This is a genomic window from Pseudomonas fitomaticsae, from assembly GCF_021018765.1.
GTDB classification, from domain to species: domain Bacteria; phylum Pseudomonadota; class Gammaproteobacteria; order Pseudomonadales; family Pseudomonadaceae; genus Aquipseudomonas; species Aquipseudomonas fitomaticsae.
In genome coordinates this window covers 2,837,066-2,857,368 of record NZ_CP075567.1, presented here as the reverse complement: position 1 = coordinate 2,857,368, position 20,303 = coordinate 2,837,066, and the positions used below count along the sequence as shown (strand labels likewise).

At 64.3% G+C, this 20,303-nt stretch carries 2 protein-coding genes (1 of these 2 cut by a window edge); both read right to left on the bottom strand.

Features of this window, described 5'->3' with window-relative positions:
- Window positions 1–4,038: the beginning of a non-ribosomal peptide synthetase gene (locus tag KJY40_RS12945; RefSeq protein WP_230737284.1), read on the bottom strand. 10,611 nt of this gene lie to the left of the window's left edge; only the first 4,038 of its 14,649 coding nucleotides appear in the window; the start codon lies at window positions 4,036–4,038; its stop codon lies beyond the left edge, outside the window.
- Window positions 4,035–20,303, bottom strand: a complete 16,269-nt coding sequence (locus tag KJY40_RS12940) for a non-ribosomal peptide synthetase (protein ID WP_230737283.1) — start codon at window positions 20,301–20,303, stop codon at window positions 4,035–4,037. Before KJY40_RS12940 ends, KJY40_RS12945 begins: the two co-directional genes overlap by 4 nt.

Genomic DNA, 20,303 nt, shown 5'->3' with positions numbered 1-20,303 from the left:
AGCCAAGGTCTGCTGCCAGTAATCGCTCTGCCGTTGCAGCACTTCGCCGCTCAACCAGCGGCGTTGCCAGATCGCGTAGTCGGCGTATTGCAGCGCCAGTGGCGGCAGCGGATCGGCTTCGCCCTGGCTGAACGCCTGATACAGCGCCATCAGTTCACGGGTCAGCACGCCCATCGACCAGCCATCGGAGATGATGTGGTGCAGGGTCAGCAGCAACACATGGTGATCGTCGGCCAACCGGACCAGACGTCCACGAATCAACGGATCGTGTTCTAGATCGAACGGGGTCGAGGCCTGTTCACGGATCAACGCCTGCAAGGCTTCGTCGGCATGTGGATGCTGACGCAAATCTTCTACCCGCAGCAGCACCGCGTCGTTGAGCGCCGCGATCGTCACCTGCACGTCGTCGTTGTGCGGGACAAAACGGCTGCGCAGGGTTTCGTGACGCTCGACGATCCGCGCCAATGCCTGTTGCAACGCCGACTCGTCGAGATGACCACGCAGGCGCAGGCCCAACGGAATGTTGTAGGCCGCGTTGACCCCTTCCATCCGCGCCAGAAACCACAGCCGTTGCTGGGCGAACGACAGTGGCAGCGCGCCGTCGCGAGGCACAGGCACCATCGCCGGTTGCGAGCTGCGCCCGGCCTGGGCCAGCACCTCGGAGACCGCCGCCAGTTCGGCATTGGCGAACAGCTCACTGAGGGCCAGCTCGACGCCCAGGCGTTGGCGAACCTGGGACACCATGCGCATCGCCAGCAGCGAATGCCCCCCCAGTTCGAAAAAGTGATCCCGGCGCCCGATCCGCTCGACCTGCAGTACTTCGCCCCAGATCCGCGCCAGCGTGGTTTCCAGTTCGCCTTGCGGGGCTTCGTACTCGCGAGTGAACAGCGCCGCACGATCCGGCGCCGGCAAGGCCTTGCGGTCGACCTTGCCGTTGGCGGTCAGCGGCAACGCGTCCAGTCGCACGAATGCCGCCGGCACCATGTACTCGGGCAATTGCGCCAGCAGGCAGGCGCGCAGCTCAGCCACCGGTTGCGGTTCGACCTGAGCCTGCTCGGTGTAATAGGCGACGAGGCGCGGCTGGCCGGGTTCGTCTTCACGGGCCAGCAATACCGCTTCCTGAATACCGGGGAGCTGGTTGAGCCGGGTTTCAATCTCGCCCAGCTCGATGCGCACGCCGCGAATCTTCACCTGATCGTCGTTGCGTCCCAGGTATTCGAGAGTGCCGTCGCTTTGCCAACGTGCGAGGTCACCGGTGCGGTACATGCGCCCGCTGTTGAACGGATCCTCGAGAAACCGTTCGGCCGTCAGCTCGGGACGGTTCAGATAACCCCGGGCAACCCCGGCGCCCCCGACATACAACTCCCCCGCCACGCCGATGGGCACCGGGCGTTGCTGCTCATCCAGCAAATAGACCGTGGCATTGCTCACCGGCCGACCGATGTGCAGCGCCCGCCCGGCGTCGACCTTGCCCGAGGTCGCCACCACCGTGGCTTCGGTCGGGCCGTAGTTGTTGATCACATCGAAAGTCTGGTGACGGCTGAAATGCCGCAGGCGGTCGCCGCCGATCAGCAGTGTGCGCAAGGTCGGGTGTTCGAGGTTCTGACTGAAAGCGTATTCGGCCACCGGAGTGGGCAGGAAGCTCACGTCCAGCGGCTGCGCGCGCCACCAGTCGAGCAAGGCGTCGATGTCTTCGTTGCCGTCGCGGGTCGGGGCCAGGTGCAGGGTCGCGCCGACGCACAGGGCCGGCCAGACTTCCCAGGCCATGGCGTCAAAGCCGAAACCGGCAAGGCTTGAAGTGTGACGGCCGGCACACAGGTCGAACGCGCCACAGTGCCAGTCGACCAGGTTGGACAGGGTGCGGTGTTCGACCATCACGCCCTTGGGCAGACCGGTCGAGCCCGAGGTGTAGATCACGTAAGCCAGATGCTCGGAGGCCAGACCCGGCACCTGCGGATCGAGGGCCAGGCTCAGTGGCCAGGTGCGGCGGTCGAGGTCGATGACCGGGACGTCCAGCGTCGGCAACCGATCACGCAGATCGCTCTGGGTCAGCACCACCACCGGGGCGCTGTCGCTGAGCAGATAGCTCAGGCGCTCGGCCGGATGCGCCGGGTCGACCGGCACGTAACCGGCGCCGGCCTTGAGAATCGCCAGCAGCCCCGCCAGCGTATCCAGCCCTCGGCGGGCGACGATGGCCACGCGATCATCGGGGCGAACGCCCAGGCTGATCAGATGATGGGCCAGGGCGTTGGCGTGCAGGTTCAGCTCGGCGTAGGTCACGTGTTCACCGAGGAACACCGCCGCCACCGCTTCCGGCCGTTCGATGACTTGCGCCTCGAAACGTTGGTGAATCGTCAGCCCTTGCGGATAGTCGGCCTGGGTCGCATTGAAGCCGCGCAGGATCTGCTCGCGCTCTGCGTCCGGCAGGATCGGCACCTGACTGATCGGTGAATCCGGCGCCTGTTCCAGCGCGGACACCAGACCGTTCAAGGCCCCGAGCATGTAATCGCACACCCGTTGCGGGTCGACCTCAGTGGTGGCGAGCAAGGTCAGGCTGAAGGCGTCGCCCAGGTCATCGATACTCAGGGTCAGCGGATAATTGGTGCGTTCTTCCGAATGCAGGGTGGTGATGCCTTCCCACGCCGACAGGGTTTGTGCGCTGGCCGACCCGGCGCCGTGGCTGTGGCGGTAATTGAGCAAAGCGCTGAACAGCGGCGTCGGCGCAGCCACACTGCTGCAACGCTGGGCCAGCGCCAGCGGCGCGTGTTCATGGCGCATCAAGGTGGTCAGGCGCGCGTGGGTCGCCTGCGCGGCGTTACGCACGCTCCGGGTGTCGACATCGACCCGCACCGGCAAGGTGTTGATGAAAATGCCCAGCGCCCGGTCGGTGGCTTCGGCGCCTTGCAGACGCCCCATCAGAACCGTGCCGAACACCACACGTTGCTTGCCGGCAAGCGTGGCTAGCACCTGCGCCCAGGCCAGGTGGAACAGACTGGCCGCGCTCACCCCGAGCTGCCGCGCCTGCCCCCGCAGGCGTTGGCCCAAGGCCGCTTCGACCGCCACGCTCAGCTCGGTGATGCCGTGCCCGTCGCCCTGCACATCCTGCAGGCCGAACGGCAAGGTCGGTTCGTCGATATCGCCGAGCATGTCGCGAAAGAACGCCTCGTGCTCACTCTCGCTGACACCCAGCCGCGCCTGCGCCACGTAGTCACGAAACGCGACCGGCCGCCCCAGCAGATTGCCCTGCCCTGTGAGGAACGCGCGCATCTCGTGCCGCACCACATCGAGCGCCGAGTGATCCAGCGCCATGTGATGGAACAGCAGCGTCGCGACCACCCGCTGCCCGGCTTCGTCCCACGCATGAGCCAGACGCATCATCGGCGCCCGGCCCACATCCATGCGGAATTCCCGGGCGTCGAAACGCTCGTGCAAATACGTCAGCGCATCGCCTTGGGCATCGATCTCTTCCACCGGCAGTTCGGCGTGACGCCAGACCACTTGCTGCGGCGTATCCAGCCCCTCCCAGACCACCGCTGTACGGAGGATGTCGTGGCGATCGATCACGGCCTGCAAAGCCTCAACGAACGCATTCAACCGATCACGATCAGCGAAAGCGAAATGCGCCTGCATCACGTACGGATCGCCCTGCGTGGCGCTGACGTGGTGGTAAAGAATGCCTTCCTGCAACGGTGCCAGCGGATAAATGTCCTGCACATTGGCCGCGCCGCCCGGCACGTCGGCAACCAGGCGGTCGATGGTTGTTTGATCAAGTTCGGCCAGGGTCAGCATCGCCGGGGTGATGCGCGTGGTGTCGGAGGCAATGCCATTGGCCGGCACCTCGACATGACCGCTCTTGGTCGCTGAATATTGCCCGGCCTTGATCAGCTCGATCAGCGCCGGTTTGTGCTCGCGCAACAGCGCAAGCACCGCCGGATCGCTCAGCGCCTGTTTGTTGCCCTGTACGCGCAACTGGTCGTCGGTGACCGCCAACTGGATGTCTTTAGCCTTGAGTGTTGCCAACAGTTCGATCACGTTCACAGGACGATCTCCATTCTTTCCGTAATTGCGGCGTAACCGGCCAGGGTCGGTTGTTCGAACAACGCCCTGACTTCGGCTTCCATGCCTTCCTGACGTAACCGGCTGATCAGACTGACCGCCAGCAATGAGTGCCCGCCCAGTTCAAAAAAGTTGTCGTGGCGTCCTACCCGTTCCACGTTGAGCAATTCGGCCCAGAGTCCGGCGAGGAGAATTTCCACCTCGCCGACCGGGGCTTCGTATTCGCGGGTGATGACCGAGGCCTGATCCGGTGCCGGCAGGGCCTTGCGGTCGAGCTTGCCGTTGGGGCTCAGTGGCAGCGCCTCCAGATGCACGAACACCGCCGGCACCATGTAATCCGGCAGGTGCTCCAGCAGGTGACCACGCAGCACGTCGATTTCCAGTCGTGCGCCGGTGTAATAGGCCACCAGGCGTTTGTCTCCCGGCACGTCTTCGCGGGCCAGCACGGCGGCTTCCTGCACGCCGCTGATGTCGGTCAGGCGGGACTGAATTTCCCCGAGTTCGATGCGCAGGCCACGGATCTTCACCTGATCGTCGTTGCGGCCCAGGTATTCGATATTGCCGTCGGCCAGATAGCGAGCGACGTCGCCGGTGCGGTACATGCGGCCATTGGGCTGGAACGGATCTTTCAAGAACCTCTCAGCACTGAGCTCAGGACGATTCAGATAACCGCGTGCCACTTGTACGCCGCCGATGTACAACTCGCCGACCACGCCCTGCGGCACCGGTTGCTGCTGGGCATCGAGGATGTACATGCGGGTGTTGGCGATCGGTTTGCCGATCGGTGTGTTGTCCGGCGTGGTGTCGATTGGCCCGGCGCAATCCCAGGCCGTAACGTCCACTGCCGCTTCGGTCGGGCCGTAGAGATTGTGCAAGCCACTGTTCGGCAATTGCTGCTTGAAGCGCCGCACCAGACTGCCCGGCAACGCTTCGCCGCTGCACATCACTTGGCGCAAACCGTTGCAACGCGCGGTGTCGCCATGGGCGAGGAACACATCGAGCATCGAGGGTACGAAGTGCAGCGTGGTGATGCGTTCGCGCTCGATCACTTCGCTGAGGTACAGCGGGTCCTTGTGGCCGCCCGGACGCGCCATGACCAATCGCGCGCCGGTCATCAGTGGCCAGAAGAATTCCCACACCGACACGTCGAAGCTGAACGGCGTCTTTTGCAGCACCGCATCTTCGAAGCCGAGGCGATAGGCGTCCTGCATCCACAGCAAGCGGTTAACCACCCCTGAATGCTCGTTGATCACGCCTTTCGGCTGACCGGTGGAGCCCGAGGTGTAGATCACGTAGGCCGTGTGCTGCGGAGTCAGTCCATCGACCGAAGGGTTATCAGCCGACAATGATTGCCAGGTGTCGTGATCCAGATCGACCACCGGCACCGCCACCTCACCCAACAACCCGCGAGTCGAACCCTGCACCAACACCGCCGATGGCGCGCTGTCCTCCAGCATGTAGGCCAGACGCTCCAGCGGATACGCCGGATCCAGCGGCACATAACCACCGCCGGCCTTCAGAATCGCCAGCAGTCCGACCACCATTTCCAGCCCGCGCTCGACGCAAATCGCCACCCGCGAATCCGGACCAACGCCCAGACCGCGCAGGTGATGCGCCAGACGGTTGGCTAGAGCGTTCAGCTCGACGTAGCTCAGTCGCTGTTCGCCTGAGAGCACCGCCACAGCTTGCGGCGACCGCAACACCTGCGCCTCGAACAAACCATGGATGCTCTGCTGAAGGTCATAACCAACGTCGGTAGCGTTGAAGTCGAACAACAACCGCTGCCGCTCAGCCCCCTCAAGAATCGGCAAACGATTCATCGCCTGCGTCGGCGCCTGCTCAAGCGCCTCCACCAACGCCATCAACGCAGTCTGCATGTAACCGCAAATCCGCTGCGCGCCGATGTCCGCCGGCACCATGGCAATCAACGAGAAACCGTTGCCCAGGTCATCGACGTTCAGGCTCAGCGGGTAGTTGGTGCGCTCTTCACTGCTCAGGGTCTCGATGCCTTGCCAGGCCTGAACCACGCTGTCCGAATGCTCGGCACCGTGGCTGTGTCGATAGTTGAGCATCGCGCTGAACAACGGCGACGGCGCCGCGATCCCGCTGCAACGCTGGGCCAGTGCCAGTGAAGCATGCTCATGCCCCAGCAACGCGGTGAGACGCTGATGCGTCGCCTTGACCGCTTCACGCACCGGGGTCTCGCCCAGATCGACCCGCAACGGCAAGGTGTTGATGAACATGCCCAGCGCACGGTCGGCGCCCTGGCCGCCCTGCATCCGGCCCATCAGCACTGTGCCGAACACCACATTGTCCTGCCCGGAGGTCGCCGCCAATACCTGGGCCCACGCAAGGTGGAACAGGCTGGCCACGCTGATGCCCAGCTGCCGCGCCTGACTGCGCAGACGCAGGTTCAGGCCGTTGTCGAGCGCCTGCTGCACTTCCTCGATGCCGCGTCCGTCGCCGCGCACATCGCGCAGGCTGAACGGCAGAGTCGGCTCGTCGATGTCGCCGAGCATGGCGCGGAAGAACGCTTCATGTTCCTGCTCCGTGACGCCCAGCCGCGCCTGCGCCACGTAATTGCGATACGGCACTGCCGCAGGCAACGGCTCGTCGGCCCTGCGCAGGTAGGCCTGCATTTCATGGCGCACCACTTCCAGCGCGGTGTGGTCGAGCACGATGTGATGGAACAGCAGCATCGCCACCACTCGGTCACGGGCCGGATCCCGGGCGTACACCAACCGCAGCAACGGCGCCTGAGCGATGTCGAGGCGGTAACGCCGCGCATCGAATCGGGCGTGCAGTTGTTCAAGAATGTCGCCGGCCGCAGCTTCGAGCATGACCTCCTGCACCACCAGTTCAGCCTGACGCCACACGACCTGCACCGGCACGCTCAAACCTTCCCAGACCACGCCGGTGCGCAGCACATCATGGCGGTCGATGACGTGTTGCAACGCCGCACTGAAACGCTGCAACCGTTCAAAGCTGTCAAACGCGATACGCGATTGCAGCAGGTAAGGATCGCCCTCTCCCGCGCTCAAGTGGTGGTAAAGAATGCCTTCCTGCAACGGCGCCAACGGATAAATATCCTGCACGTTCGCGGCGCCGCCCGGCACGCTGGCAACCACGCGCTCGATAGCGGCCTGATCCAGCGTGACCAGCGTCAGCATGTCCGGGGTGATGCGGGTGCAACCGTCCGCGATGCGATTGGCCGGCACCTCGATTTCCCGCCCGCTGCCCACGGCGGCGGCCAGTGCGGCCAGGGTCGGCTGACTGAAAAGCACGCGCACATCGGTGCTAAGGCCGATTTGGCGCATGCGTTCGATCAGGCTCACCGCCAGCAGCGAATGGCCACCCAGTTCGAAGAAGTGATCGTGACGCCCGACCCGCTCGACTTTCAGCACCTCGGCCCACAACCGGGCCAAAGCAATTTCAGTCTCGCCGACTGGCGGCTCGTACTCACGCACCAGCACCGATTCGGCACCGGGGGCCGGCAGCGCGTTGCGATCCACTTTGCCATTGGGGCTCAGCGGCAGGCTGACGAGCGCGACGAATGCCGACGGCACCATGTAATCGGGCAAGCGTGCGAGCAAGTGTTCGCGCAATACCGCGATCCCCGGTTGCCCGACTTCGGCGTGCCAGGTGAAGTACGCCACCAGACGTTCCTCACGCACCAGCACCACGGCTTCGCGCAGCGTCGGATGGCTCAGCAGTTGCGCTTCGATTTCGCCCGGCTCCAGGCGCAGGCCACGCAACTTGACCTGGAAGTCGTTGCGCCCGATGAATTCGAGCTGACCATCGGCGCGGTAGCGCACCCGGTCGCCCGTGGCGTACAGCCGATCGCCGGCCACGAACGGGCTCGGGATAAACCGTTCGGCCATCAATTGCGGTAACCCCAGATAGCCCCGTGCGACCCCGGCACCGCCGATGAACAACTGACCGATGACGCCCATCGGCACCGGCTGTTCGGCGGCATCGAGTACGTACAGACGGGTGTTGTTGATCGGCCGTCCGATCGGCAACGCACTGTCCGGCACCGGCATCGACGGTTCCAGCGTCCACACCGTACTGTCGACCGTGGCTTCGGTCGGGCCGTAAACGTTGTGCAAGCGCACTTGTGGCAAACGCTCGCGCACAAGGCGAGCCAGCGCTGGCGTCAGGTCGCCGCCGCCACAGAACACGTCGGTGAGACTGCTGCACTGGCTGACAGTGTCCTGCTCAAGGAACTGCTGCAGCAGCACCGGCACAAACTGGATCACGCTGATCCTTTGCTCGCGAATCACCTGCACCAGATACGCCGGTTCGCGGTGCCCGTCAGGACGCGCCAGCACCAGTCGCAGCCCAGCATTCAACGGCCAGAACAGCTCCCAGACCGAGGCATCGAAACTGAACGGGGTTTTCTGCAACAGGGCGCCGTCCGTCACGGCGGGACACAGCTGCGAACTCCAGTGCAGCAAATTGCCGACGCCGCGATGCTCGACCATCACGCCTTTCGGCGCACCGGTCGAACCGGAGGTGTAAATCACGTAGGCCAGGTTCGAAGCACTCAGGCCCGGCACTTGCGGGTTGTCGTCGGGATTGAATTTCCAATGATCCTGGTCAAGATCGATCACCAGCGCGGCGCTCTCGCCCAGCAACTCACGCGTCGCCCCATGAACCAGCACCGCCACCGGGTCGCTGTCCTTGAGCATGTAATCCAGACGTTCCGCCGGGTACGCCGGGTCCAGCGGCACATAGGCACCGCCGGCCTTGAGAATTCCGAGCAGACCGACCATCAGTTCCAGCCCGCGCTCGACACAGATTGCCACTCGCGCATCCGGCCCCACGCCCAGTTCGCGCAGGTGATGGGCCAGACGATTGGCCTGTGCGTTGAGTTCGGCGTAGGTCAGTCGCTGCTCACCGGCCTGCAACGCAACGGCTTGCGGCGTGCGTTGCACTTGCGCCTCGAACAGCCCGTGAACGGTTTGCTCCAGATCGTCTGCGGTGTCGGTGACGTTGAGGTCGTACAGCACCTGCTGACGTTCTGCGCCGTCAAGGATCGGCAAGCGGTTCAGCGGCTGATCCGGTGCCTGTTCCAGGGCGTCCGCGAGTTTCTCCAGCGCAGTCTGCATGTAGTCGCAAATCCGCTGCGAACCAATGTTCGCCGGAGTCATGGCGGTCAGCACAAAACCGCTGCCCAGATCATCGACGCCCAGGCTCAGCGGATAGTTGGTGCGTTCTTCGCTGCTCAGGGTCTCGATGCCTTGCCAGGCCTGACGCAGGTTTTGCTGTTGCGCCTCGTCGGCGCTGTGCCGGTAGTTGAGCATCGAACTGAACAGCGGCGACGGCGCGGCCACACCGCTGCAACGCTGGGCCAGCGCCAGTGATGCGTGTTCATGGCCAAGCAGCGCACTGAGCCGCGCATGGGTCGCCCGAGCCCCTTCGCGCACCGGGGTTGCCCCCAGATCGACCCGCAGCGGCAAGGTGTTGATAAACATCCCCAACGCCCGGTCGGCACCGTCGCCGCCCTGCATCCGGCCCATCAGCACCGTGCCGAACACCACGCGCTCCTGCCCGGACGTCGCCGCCAGCACCTGCGCCCACGCAAGGTGGAACAGACTGGCGACGCTGATGCCCAGTTGTCGGGCCAGACTGCGCAGACGCTGACCGGTCACTTGGGTCAGGGCCTGTCGCGTTTCCTCGATGTCGCTACCGTCACCTTGCACATCCTGCAAACCGAACGGCAGGGTCGGCTCGTCGATGTCGCCGAGCATGTCGCGGAAGAACGCTTCGTGCTCCTGCTCGCTGACACCCAGCCGCGCCTGCGCCACGTAGTGGCGGTAAGGCACGGCCGCGCCCAGCGAGGTTTCACGCCCTTGCAGGCAGGCGAGCATTTCGTACTGCACCACGTCCAGCGCGGTGTGATCCATCACGACATGGTGGAACAGCAACATCGCAACCACCCGATCGTGGGCCGGATCACGGGCATACACCAGACGCAGCAGCGGTGCCTGACTGATGTCGAGGCGGTAGTGACGCGCATCGAAACGCCCGTGCAACTGCTCGAGGATGTCGCCATCTGCCGGGTCGAGGACGATCTCCTGCACCGGCAGCTCGACGTGGCGCCAGACCACTTGCATCGGCTCGGCCAGTTCTTGCCAGATCACCGCCGTGCGCAGGATGTCGTGACGGGAAATGACCTGTCGCAGCGCTGCCGCGAAGGCTTCCACACGCTCGATGTTGTCGAAGGCCAGCCGCGATTGCAGCAGATACGGGTCGCCCTGCTCTGCACTCAAGTGGTGGTAAAGAATGCCTTCCTGCAACGGCGCCAGCGGATAAATGTCCTGCACGTTGGCGGCGCCGCCAGGCACCGTGGCAACGATCCGGTCGATGCTCGGCTGATCCAGTTCGATCAGGCTCAGCAGGTCCGGGGTGATGTGGGTGCAGTCGGCAGGAATGCGATTGGCCGGCACTTCGATTTCGCGACCGCTGCCCACCGCTGCGGCCAGTGCAGTCAGCGTTGGCTGGCTGAACAGCACACGCACATCGGTGTTCAGGCCGATCTGGCGCAGACGCTCGATCAGGCTCACGGCCAGCAGCGAATGGCCGCCCAGTTCGAAGAAATTGTCGTGGCGACCGACTTTTTCCAGCTTCAGGACATCGGCCCAGATCTGCGCCAGCGCAGTTTCCACCGGGCCTTGCGGGGCTGCGTATTCGCGGCTGAGCCAGGCGTTCTGATCCGGTTCCGGCAAGGCCTTGCGGTCGAGTTTGCCGTTGGCGGTCAGCGGCAAGGCGTCGAGTCGCACGTAAGCCGCCGGAATCAGCGCTTGCGGCAAACGGGTTTGCAGATGATTGCGCAGGGCTTCGATCTCGGTCGGCGCTCGCTCGGTGAACCACACCAGCAATTGCCCGTTGCGCACCAGCGCCACCGCGTCCTGCACCGCCGGATGGCTGGCCAGCGCCGCTTCGATTTCCCCCAGTTCAACCCGCACGCCACGCAGTTTCACCTGATCGTCGTTGCGGCCCAGGTATTCGATGTTGCCGTCCGCCAGCCAGCGTGCGAGGTCGCCGGTGCGGTACATCCGCGCCTGCGACTGGTCGCTGAACGGATCAGCAAGGAAGCGCTCGGCGGTCAGATCGGGACGGTTCAGATAACCCCGCGCCACGCCAGCGCCGGCGACGTACAACTCGCCCGTCACACCTACGGGCACCGGACGTTGCTGATCGTCGAGCAGATAGATACGAGCGTTGGCCATCGGCCGGCCAATGTGCAGCGTTTGCCCGACTTCAACCGGACCCGAGGTGGCGACCACCGTAGCCTCGGTCGGGCCGTAGTTGTTGATCACCGCGAAGGTCTGTTCGCGATTGAACTGACGCAGCTTGTCGCCACCGATCAGCAAGGTGCGCAAGGTCGGGTGTTGCAGCTCGCGGCTGAACGCATATTCGGCCACCGGAGTCGGCAAAAAGCTCACCTGCAACGGCTGCGCTCGCCACCAGTCGAGCAATTCATCCAGATGCTCGTTGCTCACCGACTCCGGTGGCAGGTGCAGGACCGCGCCGATGCACAGCGCCGGCCAGACTTCCCAGGCCATCGCATCGAAACCGAACCCGGCAACGCTGGCGGTGTGGCTGCCGGCGTGCAGGTCAAAGGCCTCGGCGTGCCAGTGCACAAGGTTTTCCAATGTCGCATGCTCGACCATCACGCCTTTCGGCTCGCCGGTGGAGCCCGAGGTGTAGATCACGTACGCCAGATGCGCCGGAGTCAGGTACGGCAGCTGTGGATTGCTGTCGGGCAGGTGCCGCCAGGCGTCACTGTCCAGATCGATCACCGGCATCATGCCCAGTAGATCCCGGGTCGAAGCCTGTGCGAGCACGGCCACCGGATCGCTGTCCTGCAACAGGTAGGCGATGCGTTCCGTCGGGTGCGCAGGATCGACCGGCACATAACCGGCGCCAGCCTTGAGAATCGCCAGCAGCCCGACCAGCATCTGCGGGCCACGACGCACGCAGAGCGCAACGCGGTCGTCCGGTTGCACGTCGAGGCCGATCAAATGATGGGCCAGTTGGTTGGCGCGCTGATTGAGCTGCCCGTAGGTCAGCTGTTGCGCACCTTGAATCACCGCGAGGGCATTCGGGTTGCGCTCGGCCTGCGCCTCGACCAGTGCGTGAATCGTCGCGCCACGGGGATAGGCCGTGACCGGTGGATTAAAGCCCTCGACCAGACGCTGCAGCTCCGCAGTCGAAAGGATCGGCAAGCGGTTTAATGGCTTTTGCGGCGTCTGTTCCAGCGCCTGCACCAGTTGCTCCAGGGCCGTGTGCATGTAACTGCAAATCCGCTGCGCGCCGATCTGGCTGACCGCCAGAACCGACAAGGCAAAGCCTTCGCCCAAATCGTCCACGCTCAGGGTCAGCGGGTAGTTGGTGCGCTCTTCACCGCCGAGTTTCTGCACGCCCTCCCAGATGCCCTGCCCGTTTTGCGACGGCTGCACAGGGGCGCTGTGACGGTAGTTGAACAAGGCGCTGAACAGCGGTGACGAAGCCGCGACACCACTGCAACGCTGGGCCAGTGCGAGCGAAGCATGTTCATGCCCGAGCAATGCCGTCAGCCGTGCGTGGGTCGCCTTGACCCCATCGCGCGCGCCGGCGCCGACATCGATGCGCAGCGGCAAGGTGTTGATGAACACCCCCAGCGCCCGGTCGGCACCATCACCACCCTGCATCCGCCCCATCATCACCGTGCCGAACACCACATCGCGGCGGTTCGACAGCACCCCCAGCACTTGCGCCCAGGCCAGGTGCATCAGGCTGGCCGCGCTCACACCCAGTTGCCGCGCCTGTTCACGCAGGCGCCCGTTAAGCTCCGCGGCCACCGGTTGCAGCGCTTCCTCGACGCCGTGTCCGTCACCCTGCACGTCCCGCAGACCGAGCGGCAGGGTCGGCTCATCAATGTCGCCGAGCATCTCGCGGAAGAACGTTTCGTGTTCCTGCTCGCTGAGCCCCAGGCGTGCCTGGGCCACGTAATTGCGATAGGGAATCGGCGGCGAAAGGTGGTCGACCTCACCGAACATCACACCGCGCATTTCCTCGACGATCACTTCCAGCGCCGTGTGATCGAGGATCAGGTGGTGGGACAGCAGGATTGCCACCACGCGCTGCTGCTTCGGATCTTCGGCGTAGACCATGCGCAACAGCGGTGCCTGGCTGATGTCGAGGCGGTAGTGCCGGGCGTCGAAACGCTCGTGCAACTGCTCGAGGATGTCGCCCTGCGCCGGGTCCAGCGTCACGTGCTGCACCACCAGTTCGGCGTGGCGCCACACCACTTGATGAGGCGTCGCCAGACCTTCGTGGACAACACTGGTGCGCAGGATGTCGTGGCGTGCGATGACCTGCTGCAAGGTGTCGGTGAAGGTCCGCAGTCGCTCGACGCTGTCGAAGGCAAGTCGTGATTGCAGCAGGTACGGATCGCCCTGCTCCGCGCTCAAGTGGTGATAAAGGATGCCTTCCTGCAACGGCGCCAGCGGATAGATTTCCTGCACGTTGACAGCGCCGCCGGGCACCGTGGCGACGATCCGGTCAATGCTGGCCTGATCCAGTTCGGTCAGGCTCAGCAGGTCCGGGGTGATGTAAGTGCAATCAGCAGGAATAAGGTTGGCGGGCACTTCGACTTCGCGACCGCTGCCCACCGCTGCTGCCAATGCTGCCAAGGTCGGCTGGCTGAACAGCACGCGCACGTCGGTGCTCAGGCCGATCCGGCGCAGGCGCTCGATCAGGCTCACCGCCAGCAATGAATGGCCGCCCAACTCGAAGAAGTTGTCGTGGCGACCGACTTTTTCCAGTTTCAGGACATCTGCCCAGATCTGCGCCAGCGCAGTTTCCACCGGGCCTTGCGGGGCTTCGAATTCGCGGCTGAGCCAGGCGCTCGGATCCGGTAGCGGCAAGGCTTTGCGGTCGACCTTGCCGTTGTTGTTCAGCGGCAAGACGTCGAGTTGAACCCAGGCCGAGGGCACCATGTATTCCGGCAGGCGTGCTTGCAACTGACTGCGCAGGCTCGCGCTGTCGACGCCCTCCTCCGCCGTGAAATACGCCACGAGACGCAGCGGTTCCTGGCCGTCCTGACGGGCCAGCACAATGGCTTCCCTGACCCCTTCGCAGTTCAGCAGACGGTTTTCGATTTCCCCGAGTTCGATGCGGAAGCCGCGGATTTTCACCTGATCGTCGTTACGGCCGATGCACTCCAGTTGGCCCGGTGCGAGCCAGCGTGCGAGGTCGCCGGTGCGATACAGCAATGCGCCAGGTTGATCGCCGAACGGGTCTTGCAGGAATTTTTCGGCAGTCAGATCCGGGCGATTGAGATAACCCAACGCCACGCCCTGGCCGCCGATGTACAGCTCGCCGGTGACGCCCATCGGTACGGGTTGCTGACGGGCGTCGAGCACATAGACCAGGGTGTTGGAGATCGGGCCGCCGATTGGCACGCTGTCGGCAGTTTCTGCCACTTCGCGCACTTCAAAAGTCGTCGCGTAGGTGGTGGTTTCGGTCGGGCCGTAGCAGTGGACGATGCGCAGGTTTGGCGCCTCCGCCAGCAGGCGGCGGAAAGCGGCCGGGTCGGCACGTTCACCGCCACAGAGCACGATGCGCAGGCCCTTCAGTGCCTCGGGGATCAACTGCACGTACTGGTTGAACAACGCAGTGGTGACGAACAGGATCGTGACGCCCGAAGCCGCCAATGCCTGCCCGAACACGTTTGGATCAAGCAAGGTGTCGTGATCGATCACAACTACGCGCCCGCCGTTGAGCAACGGCCCCCAGACGTCCATGGTGCTGGCGTCGAATGCCGGGTTGGAGGCAAACGCCACGCGGTCCTGCGGGTTGAAATCGGCGTAGCCATTGTTGATCACCAGTCTACCGATGGCCCGGTGCGGCACCATCACGCCCTTCGGTGTGCCGGTGGAACCGGAGGTGTACATGATGTAGGCCAGCGATTCGGAGGACTGCGGCAGATCCGGGTTGTGGACCGGTTGCGCGCCCAGTTCGAGTAAATCCAGATCGACCCGGTGCTCGGTGTAATCAATCGCCTCAGTGCTCAAGGTCAGCAGCGCTTTCGCCCTGCAATCCTCAACCATGAACGCCTGACGTTCAGCCGGCGCGTTGATGTCCAGCGGCACGTAAGCCGCCGCACACTTGCCGATGGCCAGTTGCGCGACCAGCAGATCCAGTGAACGCGGCAGCAGGATCGCCACGTGATCGCCCGGTTGCACACCCTGCCCGATCAGAAAATGGGCCAGTCGGTTGGCCCGTTGATTCAGCTCGTCATAGGTCAACGCCACGTCGCCATGCACCGCCGCCACGGCTTGCGGATGCAGTTTCACTTGCTGCTCAAACAGTCCATGAACCGTCGACCCCGACGGATAATCACGCTGGGTAGCATTGAACCCGACCAGCAACTCCCGACGCTCATCCGGCGGCAAAATCGACAACTGATCCACGCCCAGTTGCGGCACCTGCTCCAGCGCCTGCACCAGACTGTCGAAGGCAACGTTGATGTACTCGCAGACCCGCGCACCGTCGATGCCCGGCACCGCTTGCACACTCAGACGCAAGCCTTCGCCAAGGTCATCGACGCTGACCACCAGCGGATAGTTGCTGCGCTCGCGGGAGCTGAGCAGTTCAATGCCGTCCAGGGTCAGCCCCGCCGCCTGCGGTGCGCTGTGGCGATAGTTGAGCAACGTGCCGAACAAGGGCAGCGAGCCGCAAACCCCGCTGCAACGCTGGGCCAGCGCCAGTGACGCTTGCTCATGCGCGAGCAATTGCGCCAGCCGTTCATGGGTGGCAAGCACACTTTCGCGCACCGCTGTGGCGGTCATGCTGACCCGCAGCGGCAAGGTGTTGATGAACAGGCCCAACGCCCGGTCGGCGCCCTCGCCGCCCTGCATCCGCCCCAGCAGCACCGTGCCGAATACCACCTCGTCCCGGCCGCTGATCTGCGCCAGGACCTGCGCCCAGGCCTGGTGCGCCAGACTCGCAACGCTGATGCCGAGCCGCCGCGCCTGTTCGCGCAGACGCAAGGCCAGCGCGGTGTCCAGCGTGAGTTGGCTGTCGATCACTGCGCTGCCGTCGCCGTGTACGTCCTGCACGCCGAACGCCAGGGTCGGCTCGTCGATGTCGCCGAGCATGTCGCGGAAAAATTCTTCGTGCGCTTCGGCATCCGCGCCAAGCCGTGCCTGTGCGACGTAGTTGCGGTATTGCACCGGGGTCGCCAGTTCGGCGGCGTGGCCGTGCAGCACGCTGTTCATCTCGCGCACCAGCACTTCCAGCGCGGTGTGATCGAGCATCAGGTGGTGCATCAGCAGGATGCCGACCCAACGTTGTTGCTGCGGATCCTCGGTGTAGGCGAAACGCATCATCGGTGCACGGCCCAGATTCAGACGGTAGTGACGCGGGTCGAAACGCGCCTGCATCTGTTGCAGCACATCACCGTCCAGTGCCTCGTGATCTACGCGCTCAAGCGCCAGCGGCGCCGCACGCCAGACCACTTGCACCGGCTCTTCGAGGCCTTCCCAGACCACGCTGGAACGCAGGATGTCGTGCCGAGCGATCACCACGTTGACGGCGCGCACGAACGCCTTGATCGACTTGATCCCGTCAAACACGAACTGCGCCTGCAACACGTAAGGATCGCCCGCAGTTGCCGCCATGTGGTGATACAGAATCCCCGCCTGCAACGGCGCCAGCGCATAGATGTCCTGCACATTGGCGACGCCACCGGGGACGCTTTCCAGCACCTGGTCGATGCCGGCCTGATCCAGTGAGGCCAGGGGCAGCATGTCTGGTGTGATGTGTTGGCAGTCAGGGGTGATGCGATTGACCGGCACCTGAACGCTGGACGACGCGCCCAGGGTTGCCGCCAGTTCTGCCACGGTTGGCCGGCCGAACAGGACCCGCACATCGCAGCTCAATTCCTGCTGGCGCATGCGCTCGACCAGCTTCACGGCCAGCAAGGAATGACCGCCCAGTTCGAAGAAATTGTCGTGACGACCGACCTGCTCGACGTTCAGCAGGGTCTGCCAGATCCCGGCGAGGCGGCATTCCACATCACCGACCGGCGCCTCATACCCGCGCAGCAACTGACCGCTTTGATCCGGCGCCGGCAAGGCCTTGCGGTCGAGTTTGCCGTTGGGGCTCAGGGGCATGGCGTCGAGATGGACGAACGCCGTCGGCACCATGTAATCCGGCAACTGCTCCAGCAGATGGCTACGCAGCTCGCCGATCTCCAGCGGCTCACCGGTGTAGTACGCCACCAGCCGTGGATCGCCAGCCACGTCTTCGCGCACCAGCACTTCAGCCATGAGCACGGTGTCGAGTTGAATCAGCCGTGCCTGGATTTCCCCGAGTTCGATGCGCAAGCCGCGAATCTTTACCTGATCATCATTGCGACCCAGGTATTCAAGGTTGCCGTCGGCCCGATAGCGGCAAAGGTCGCCCGTGCGGTACAGCCGCGCGTTTGGCTGATCGCTGAACGGATCGTCGAGGAAGCGCTCGGCGGTGAGCGACGCAAGGTTCAAGTAACCCTGCGCCACCTGCACCCCACCGATGTACAACTCACCGGCCACGCCCAGCGGCAGCGGCTGCAACTGATCGTCGAGAATGTACAAGCGGGTGTTGCTGACGGGCCGGCCGATGGGCAACAGCGTCTCTGGCACCGGGACCGATGGCTCCAGTGTCCACACCGTGCTGTCGACGGTGGTTTCGGTCGGGCCGTAGACGTTGTGCAAGCGAACCTGCGGCAGACGCTCGCGCACCTGGCGGGCCAGCTCTGGCGTCAGTTCGCCGCCGCCACAGAAAACATCCGTGAGGCGGGTGCATTGGCTGACGTCTTCCACCTCGAGGAACTGTTGCAGCAACGCCGGGACAAACTGGATCACGCTGATGCGCTGCTCGCGTACCACTTGCGTCAGATACGCCGGTTCGAAATGCGCATCGGGGCGCGCCAGCACCAGGCGCAGGCCAGCCGTCAGCGGCCAGAACAGCTCCCAGACCGAGGCGTCGAAACTGTAAGGGGTTTTCTGCAACAGGGCGCCGTCCGCCATGGGCGGGCAAACCTGCGAGCTCCAATGAAGCAAATTGCACAGGCTACGGTGTTCGACCATCACCCCTTTCGGCGTGCCGGTGGAGCCCGAGGTGTAGATCACGTAAGCCAGGTTCGAAGCGTTCAGGCCCGGCACCTGAGGATTGTGCTCGGGATAGTCCGGCCAGTGATCCTGATCGAAATCGAGCAACGCCACGCCGCCCGCCTCGAACATCGCCCGGGTCGCGCCGTGCGCCAGCAGCGCCACCGGCGCGCTGTCCTTGAGCATGTAGTTCAGGCGTTCCGCCGGGTAGGCCGGGTCCAGCGGCACATAAGCGCCGCCAGCCTTGAGAATGCCCAGCAGGCCGATCACCAGTTCAGGCCCGCGCTCGACGCAGATCGCCACCGGCGTATCCGGCCCGACGCCCAGCTCACGCAACCGGTGAGCCAGGCGATTGGCCCGCACATTGAGTTCAACATACGTCAGTGACTGCGCGCCGGACTGCAACGCGATAGCTTGCGGCGTGCGCTCGACCTGCGCTTCGAACAGACGGTGAACGGTCTGCTCCAGATCGAGATCGACTCGGCTGTCATTGAAGCCCACCAGCAATTGCTGCCGCTCGTGCGCCGGCAAAATCGGCAACTGGTTGATACGCGTCTCGGGCGACTGCTCAAGGGCATTGAGCAAAGCGTCGAGAGCGGTTTGCACGTAACCGCAAACCCGTTCGGCGCCAATGCCGCTCGGGGCGATGGCGGACAACCGGAAACCACTGCCCAGATCATCGACGCTCAGGGTCAGCGGATAGTTGGTCGGTTCCTTGCCACTCAGGACCTGGACGCCGGGGGCCAGATCGATCACCTCGGCAACGTCACCGACGGCACTGTGACGGTAATTGAGCATGGCGCTGAACAACGGTGTCTGCGCGCTCAACGCGCTGCAACGCTGGGCCAGTGCCAGCGACGCCTGTTCGTGGGCAAGCAAGGCGCTCAACCGTCGATGCGTGGCAAGCACGCCGTCGTAGACGCTTTGTGCGCCGACATCGACCCGCAGCGGCAAGGTGTTGATGAACATGCCCAGCGCCTGCTCGCCGCCGTCGCCCGCCTCCATCCGCCCGAGCAACACCGTGCCGAACACCACCGAGGTGCGCCCGGACAACTGGCCCAACACCCGCGCCAGCGCCAGGTGCATCAGGCTCGCCACGCTCACACCGAGTTGCCGCGCTTGCGTGCGCAGTCGCAGGTTCAGTGCGTCGCTGAGCGTCAGCTGCGCGTCTTCGAAGTCCTGTCCGCCGCCGTGAACATCCTGCAATCCCCACGGCAACGTCGGCTCGTCGATGTCACCAAGCATCTCGCGGAAGAACGCTTCATGGGCCTGCTCGTCGAGCGCCATGCGCGCCCGCGCCAGGTGATTGCGAAACGGCACCGCCGGCGCGACCTGTTCGGTCCGCCCTTGCAGCCAGGCCTGGATTTCCCGGCGAACCACGTCCAGCGCGACGTGGTCGATGATCATGTGATGGAACAGCAACAGCGCGACGATCCGTCCCTGCGCCGGATCCCGGGCGTACACCAGACGCAGCAGCGGTGCCTGTTGCAGATCGAGGCGCAGGTGACGGGCGTCGTAGCGCGCCTGCAACTGACTGAACACATCCGTGGAGGCGTCGAGCTGCACCTCTTCGCAGACCAGCGGTGCCTGACGCCAGACCACTTGCACCGGCTCGTCCAGACGCTCCCAGACAAACGAGGTGCGCAGGATGTCGTGACGGTCGATCACCCATTGCAAGGCCTGGGCAAATGCATCGAGGCGCGGGTGATTGTCGAAAGTGAACTGCGCCTGTTGCACATACAGATCGCCTTCGCCGGCCGCGAGGTGCAGATACAACATGCCCTCCTGCAACGGCGCCAGCGGATAGATATCCTGCACATTCGCCACGCCACCCGGCACGGTGGCGACGATGCGGTCGATGGCGGGCTGATCCAGTTGCACCAGCGGCAGCATGTCCGGGGTGATGCGCAGCGCCGGGCTCGACCAGTCGCCGCCGTGGCTCGCCACCAGCTCCAGCAACTGCGCCTTGTGCTTGGCGAGGCTGTCCCACAACGCGTCGTCCAGCGCGTCGTCGTTGCCCAGAATGACCAGGTCTTCATCGTCCTGTTGAAGGCGGATCGCATGGGTGGAAATAACGGCCATCAGCTCGCGAAATTGCAT